The 4,950-nt window shown below is 50.5% G+C and carries 3 protein-coding genes; all 3 read left to right on the top strand.

What is annotated here, in order from left to right; translation table 11 throughout:
* A partial coding sequence (gene miaB / locus DBO31_RS01185) for a tRNA (N6-isopentenyl adenosine(37)-C2)-methylthiotransferase MiaB (protein ID WP_150824240.1) occupies positions 1-1,086 on the top strand: 1,086 nt, incomplete at its 5' end.
* Positions 1,087-1,124: 38 nt separating this feature from the next.
* Positions 1,125-3,701, top strand: a complete 2,577-nt coding sequence (mutS, locus tag DBO31_RS01180; RefSeq protein ID WP_150824241.1) for a DNA mismatch repair protein MutS — start codon at positions 1,125-1,127, stop codon at positions 3,699-3,701.
* The coding region (gene mutL, locus DBO31_RS01175) for a DNA mismatch repair endonuclease MutL (RefSeq protein ID WP_234995343.1) at positions 3,698-4,950 on the top strand (1,253 nt) is incomplete at its 3' end. The genes mutS and mutL, both read left to right, overlap by 4 nt.

Raw genomic sequence — 4,950 nt, 5'->3', positions numbered from 1 at the left:
TGCATGGCACAGGAATGGCAGGACCGGCTTTTCAAGCGGGCTCCTCATATCGATCTGGTCATTGGCACGCATAATATCCATACCCTGATCGATCTCATTAAGGAACGGCAGCAGAAAAAAGAACATTATCTGGCATCGGATATGCATGTACCGGCATTTCATGAACTGCCGGCCAAGCGATTCCAGAAATTTTTTGCCTGGATTCCCATCATGAACGGGTGTAACAATTTTTGCACCTATTGTATCGTTCCCTACGTGCGGGGGCGGGAAGTCAGCCGTCCGGTCCAGTCTGTCGTGGAAGAAGTCCGGCGCGTTGCCGATGCGGGATATAAGGAAATTACTCTTTTAGGACAGAACGTCAATTCCTATGGGAAGGATTTGTCCAGCCACGATGATTTTGCCAGCCTGCTCCGGGCTGTCGATGAAATAGATGGCATCGAACGGATCCGCTATATGACAAGCCATCCCAAGGATATGAATTACGATGCCATCGACGCCATTGCCGAATGCCATAAAGTCGTCAATCACATGCACCTTCCCATCCAGTGCGGGAACGATGCCCTGCTCAAAAAAATGAACCGCGGCTATACGGTAGAACATTATATGGATCTGGTGGACTATGCCCGCAAACGCATTCCGGACCTGGTGCTGACGACGGATATTATCGTCGGTTTCCCCGGTGAAACGGAAGACATGTTTATGGATACCCTCCAGTTCCTGAAACGCTGCCAGTATGATATGGCGTATACCTTCATGTATTCGCCGCGGACGGGTACGCCGGCGGCCACTATGGAAGACCAGATTCCCCAGGAAGTCAAGAGCAGCCGTCTGCAGCGCCTGATGGATGTACAGAATGTATACAGCCTGAAGAAAAATCAGGCCATGGAACGCCATATCTATGATGTCATCGTGGAAGGACCGACTAAAAATGACAAAAATCACTGGTTCGGCCGTACGACGGGCAATAAGATGATTATCTGGGAAAATGATGGTTCAGCAGCCATCGGCGACACCGTACCGGTCATGGTCGATAAAGGACAAACATGGGTACTTAAGGGACATATAGTGCATGAATCCAATATGTAGGGAGGTATATTTTGCCTGACACGCCAAAACTGACTCCGATGATGAAACAGTATCTCGAGGTCAAAGAACAATGCAAAGATAAAATACTATTTTTCCGCCTTGGCGATTTTTATGAAATGTTTTTTGACGATGCCCTGACGGCATCACGGGAACTGGATCTGACTCTGACAGGTCGGGCTGGCGGTAATAAAGAACGGGTTCCCATGTGTGGTGTTCCGTTCCATTCGGCTGATACCTATATTGAACGGCTGGTCCATAAGGGATACAAGGTAGCCATTTGCGAACAGATGGAAGACCCTAAGCTGGCCAAAGGCATCGTCAAGCGGAAAATCATTAAAGTCATTACGCCGGGAACGATTACGCTGGAACATGCCGTCGCTTCCAAGAAAAATAATTATATCGCCTGCCTGACGGAAAAAAATGACATCCTGTCCATTGCTCTTATGGATGTGACGACAGGAGAATGCCTCTGGTCGGTATGTGCCGTGACTGCTATGGAAGACAGCTTGTTTGATATCCTGTCTGTCTATGAACCAAGCGAGCTGATTTATTATCGTCTGGGCAAGCAGATCGATACGGTGCTGCAGTACCTGAAAAGCCACATGTCCCAGTGCACGGTCACGCCTTTTGAAGCAGAGGATGACTGCGATTATGGGGAAAAAGCTGCAGCATATTTTAAAAAGGAAGACCTTGATGCCGCCCATGATGCAGCTATCTGCATCGGCATGCTCTTATCCTATGTCAGTGAGGTCATGCAGTCCGATATCTCTCATATCAACCATCTGGAACGCATCGATAATGAACGGCGTCTGGTCATTGATGCGGCGAGCATCCGCCATCTGGAAATTACCCAGAATGTACGCGATGGCGGCCGGAAAGGGACGCTTCTCGATGTCCTTGATAAGACCCACACTGCCATGGGCGGCAGACTGTTGCGGAAATGGCTGGAAGCGCCACTCCTGCGCATTTCTGATATTGTGCTCCGCCAGGATGCGGTAGAAGAACTGGTGCGTCATGAAATCATGCGTCAGGATTTGTCCGACACACTGGACCGGATTTATGATTTTGAACGGATACTGACCCGTGTCGAAACGGGAACGGCCAGCCCAAAAGATATGGTAGCCCTGAGGGAGTCCCTGTCGGTGATACCGCAGCTGAAGCAGATTTTGGATGGAGCCGGCAGTGACTTATTGAAACGGCTGAACAACCAGGTGGCAGAGCATCAGGAAGTATATGATCTATTGTGCCGGGGCATTAAAGACGATCCCGGCGTGGTCATACGCAATGGCGGCGTTATCCGCGATGGATTTTCTAAAGAACTGGATGAAATCCGGTCCATTGCCGCCAACAGTCACGCTTTTTTACAGGAACTAGAAGAAAAAGAAAAAGAAAAAACTGGCATAAAAATGAAAATCGGCTATACGAAGGTGTTCGGCTACTATTTTGAAATTTCTCATGCCAACACGAAACCCGTACCGGATTATTACGTGCGTAAGCAGACTCTGGTCAATGCCGAACGATATATTACGCCGGAATTAAAAGAGTTTGAAGTCAAAGTCCTGACCAGTCAGGAACGTATGCTGACACTGGAATATCAGTTGTTTGGCCAGATCCGCCAGCAGATCGGGGTCTATATCCCGGCTATGCAGCAGACAGCCCGGGCTATTGCCCAGATTGACTGCCTGTACAGCCTGGCCAGGGCGGCTCATGAAAACTACTATATCCGTCCCGGCCTGAACCGGGATCAGTCGGTGACCATCCGCGATGGCCGCCATCCCATCATCGAAAAATATCTGAAGGATGAATTGTTTGTCCCTAATGATGTGACGCTCAACCATAAAGATCACGAAGTCTTGATCATTACCGGCCCCAATATGGCGGGAAAATCGACCTATATGCGCCAGGTGGCTGTTCTCGTGCTCATGGCCCAGGCCGGCTCCTTCATACCGGCCCGGGAAGCCTCCATCTGCCCCGTAGACCGGATTTTCACGCGCATTGGCGCCAGTGATGATATCCTGACAGGGCAGAGTACATTCATGGTGGAAATGAAGGAAGTATCGTATATTTTGAAACATGCCACGTCCCGCAGCCTGCTGATCCTCGATGAAATCGGCCGCGGTACGAGCACCTTTGACGGGATGTCCATTGCCCAGGCCGTCATTGAATACTGCCTGCAGCAGATTCATGCCCTGACGCTGTTTGCTACACATTACCACGAACTCATCGCTATGGCTGATGAATCAGATAAAATAAAAAATTACACCGTTGCGGTAAAGGAACGGGGACGCAGTATCAAATTCCTGCGCCGTATCGTGCCAGGTGGAGCCGATAAGAGTTATGGCCTCCATGTTGCACGTCTGGCAGGACTGCCGGAGAAATTATTGAAACGGGCCGATGTCATCCTGACGGGACTGGAAGCCGGAGGAGCAGCCCAGCCGGCTGTACCGGTACATTCTGCACAGGCACTGCCGGCTCCTATGGAAGACAGTCTGTTTACCAATCCGGTCATCGACCACCTGTTATCTGTCGATGTGACGAGCATGACACCTATTGAAGCAATTTCCTTTTTGTATACGCTGCAGAAAGAAGCTAAGGAAGGAAGTGGCAGGAGTTGAATTCAATCATCAATATTCTCGACGAAGCGACACGCAATAAAATCGCGGCCGGGGAAGTAGTAGAACGGCCTTCTTCGTGCGTGAAGGAACTGGTAGAAAACGCTATTGATGCCGGTGCCAGCGCCATTGAGGTGGAAATAGCGGAAGGCGGGGCATCGTATATCCGGGTTACGGATAACGGCTGCGGCATGAGCCGGGAAGATGCGCATAAGTGCATTATCCGCCATGCTACGAGCAAAATCAGTTCCGTCGAAGATATATTTGCCATCACCTCTCTGGGGTTTCGCGGCGAAGCTGTCCCCAGTATCGCCGCCGTCTCGCATATGCAGATTACGACGCGGCGGCCGGAAGATGAATTTGCCGTGCACCTCGTCCTGGACGGGGGCGTCATTACCTCAGAAGATCAGGCCGGAGCGGCTGCCGGTACGACGATGGAGGTCAGTGACCTCTTTTACAATACGCCGGCACGAAAAAAGTTTTTAAAAAGTGAACGGACGGAAAGCTCAAAAATCAGTGAAATGATTACGAAACTGGCTCTGGCCCAGCCGGGAATCGAATTTACGTTTATCAATAACGGGCGGACCACACTCCATACAGGCGGTCTCGGCGATTTAAAGGAAACGATTGCCAATATTTACGGTGCCGGTGTAGCACGGGAAATCTTCCCTGTTACTTATGACCACGACAACGTGCAGATCGAAGGATACGTAGGCAAACCATCGGTTCTTAAAAGTTCCCGTTCCTGGCAGACGTGCATCGTCAATCAGCGCATTGTCCACAATCCCCTCATGTTCAAAGCGATTGACAATGCATATCATGCGATGCTGCCCAAATCGGGATATCCTTTTGCTATGCTGCATCTCCACGTCGATCCGGCCAGTATCGATGTCAATGTCCATCCGGCAAAAACGGAAATCAAGTTTTCTGACGAACAGCAGATTTACCGGGCCCTGTATCATAGTATCATTACGGCGCTCATCGATCAGGAAAAACCGGAACAGATTGCAGCCCCGGCTGCGGTAGCAAAGAAATCTGCTGTTATCCAGGAAACACCTTTTTCCGATGCGACACTATTTGCTCCCAAGGAAGGGGCTGTTCCTTCCCAGCCGGCAGAAGAGAAGGCATCACCAGTCTCCATGACAGAATCTGCCTCTATATCAGCACCCTCATCGGGAGAGGATCAACCTTTCCGGGAGGGACCAGATGGTCCCGTATGGGCAGCACCGGCTTCAGGCGGGCCTGACATCCG

Source organism: Megasphaera sp. DJF_B143 (assembly GCF_900320625.1).
Lineage (GTDB): Bacteria > Bacillota > Negativicutes > Veillonellales > Megasphaeraceae > Megasphaera > Megasphaera hexanoica.
Note: the sequence above shows the minus strand (reverse complement) of the source record. Positions and strands in the feature narration are given on the sequence as shown.

Excerpts from the sequence above, each read along its gene's own strand:
- mutS (WP_150824241.1), top strand. The coding sequence starts at position 1,125 with ATGATGAAACAGTATCTCGAGGTCAAAGAACAATGCAAAGATAAAATA.